Origin of the sequence: Halomonas saccharevitans (assembly GCF_900116405.1) — a bacterium.
GTDB lineage: Bacteria > Pseudomonadota > Gammaproteobacteria > Pseudomonadales > Halomonadaceae > Halomonas > Halomonas saccharevitans.
In genome coordinates this window covers 1-1,947 of the sequence record NZ_FPAQ01000081.1, presented here as the reverse complement: position 1 = coordinate 1,947, position 1,947 = coordinate 1, and the positions used below count along the sequence as shown (strand labels likewise).

Here is a 1,947-nt window from a genome sequence, read left to right as displayed (position 1 = left end):
GTGAGGATCTCGACACACTGCTTCCCTGGCGCTGGAAAGAGACTCTACCGGTCTGACTCACGCCGCAACAGGTGGGGTTTGTGGACCGCTTACGAAACACCGACCGATTCGCGACAGCAGGAGGCACCCGATGAGCACCGTGGAAACCAACGTGCGCCCGGAGTATGACGAAGAGCTGCAGACCCTCGCCGACTACGTCCTCGAGTTCACGATCGACAGCGACGAAGCGCTGCAGACGGCACGCCACTGTCTGATGGATACCCTGGGCTGCGGCTTGCTGGCGCTGCGCTTTCCCGAGTGCACCAAACACCTGGGGCCGATCGTCGAGGGTACCGTGGTGCCTCACGGTGCGCGTGTGCCCGGCACCTCCTTCCGCCTCGATCCGGTCAAGGCGGCCTGGGACATCGGGGCCATCATTCGCTGGCTGGACTATAACGACACCTGGCTGGCCGCCGAATGGGGCCATCCCTCCGACAACCTGGGGGGTATCCTGGCCGTGGCCGATCATCTCTCCCAGCAGCGTGTCGCCGATGGGCGCGAGCCGTTGACCATGCGCCAGGTGCTCGAGGCGATGGTCATGGCTCACGAGATTCAGGGCGTGCTGGCGCTCGACAACTCCTTCAATCGGGTCGGGCTCGATCATGTGGTGCTGGTCAAGGTGGCCTCCACCGCCGTGGTGGCGAAGCTGATGGGAGCCGATCGCGAGCGCCTGCTCGCGGCCCTCTCCCATGCCTTCGTCGACGGCCAGAGCCTGCGTACTTACCGTCATGCGCCGAATGCGGGCTCGCGCAAGAGCTGGGCCGCCGGGGACGCCACCTCCCGCGCCGTGCGCCTGGCCGATATCGCCATGCGCGGCGAGATGGGCATCCCGGGCGTGCTGACAGCCCCGCAGTGGGGCTTCTACGACGTGCTCTTCAGCCATACCAATCGCGACCTGGCCACCAAGCCGGAGGAGGAGCGCCGGTTCACCTTCCAGCGCGAGCTCGGCAGCCACGTGATGGAGAACATCCTGTTCAAGATCTCCTTCCCGGCCGAGTTCCATGCCCAGACCGCCTGCGAGGCGGCGGTGACCCTGCACTCCCAGGTGAAGGACCGGCTGGATGAGATCGAGCGCATCGTGCTGACCACCCACGACTCGGCGATCCGCATCATCTCCAAGTCGGGCGACCTGGCCAATCCCGCCGACAGGGATCACTGCCTTCAATACATGACCGCCGTGCCGCTGATCTTCGGCAGCCTTACCGCCGAGCACTATGAGGATGCCTTCCACGAGGCCCATCCGCGGATCGATGAGCTGCGCGGGAAGATGGAGGTCGTCGAGGATCAGACGTATTCCCGGGACTACTACGATCCGCAGAAGCGCGCCATCGCCAACGCCGTCCAGGTCTTCTTCAAGGACGGCAGTGCCACGGAGAAGGTCGCGGTGGACTATCCCATCGGCCACCGTCGCCGGCGGGCGGAGGGCATTCCGCTGCTGGAAGAAAAGTTTGCGCACAACTTGGCCACGCGCTTTCCGGCCGGTCGCTGCGCGCAGATCGTCGAGCTCTGCGGTGATCAGGCGCGCCTGGAGCAGACCGCGGTGCATCGTTTCGTCGACCTCTTCGTGATCTGAGCCTGCGCATCTTTAATCGACCGTCCAGAGTCGGAGGGTCGTGAGCCGTGTCGTGGGATAGCGTTGCGGTGGGTCTCCGCAAGGGCTGTGGCCCTGTGTTGAGGCGTGTGGGCGGGGCGTGTACCCATGCTTCGGTCACGCTCATCACGCAGGGTAGAAGCGGCGTTGCGGGCCGATCTCGGCGTGGCCACGAACAAAGGCAACACAACGCATGGCGCTCCGAGTCGCAGTGAGCTATATTTTTCTGACGCACGGGGTTGCATGCGTCGGCTCCAAGCCGTAAAGTACGCATCCGCTGCCGGCAACGGGCAAACGTTGCAGGCGGTAATAGTGGT

At 64.6% G+C, this 1,947-nt stretch carries 1 protein-coding gene; it reads left to right on the top strand.

What is annotated here, in order from left to right; genetic code table 11:
- The first annotated feature begins 130 nt into the window (after positions 1-130).
- On the top strand, positions 131-1,612 hold the full coding sequence (locus BM388_RS17425) for a bifunctional 2-methylcitrate dehydratase/aconitate hydratase (RefSeq protein WP_089852501.1): 1,482 nt from the start codon (positions 131-133) through the stop codon (positions 1,610-1,612).
- Positions 1,613-1,947: the final 335 nt, after the last annotated feature.

What these genes read in the sequence shown, in the direction of transcription:
- BM388_RS17425 (WP_089852501.1), top strand. Translation starts at nt 131, where the DNA reads ATGAGCACCGTGGAAACCAACGTGCGCCCGGAGTATGACGAAGAGCTG.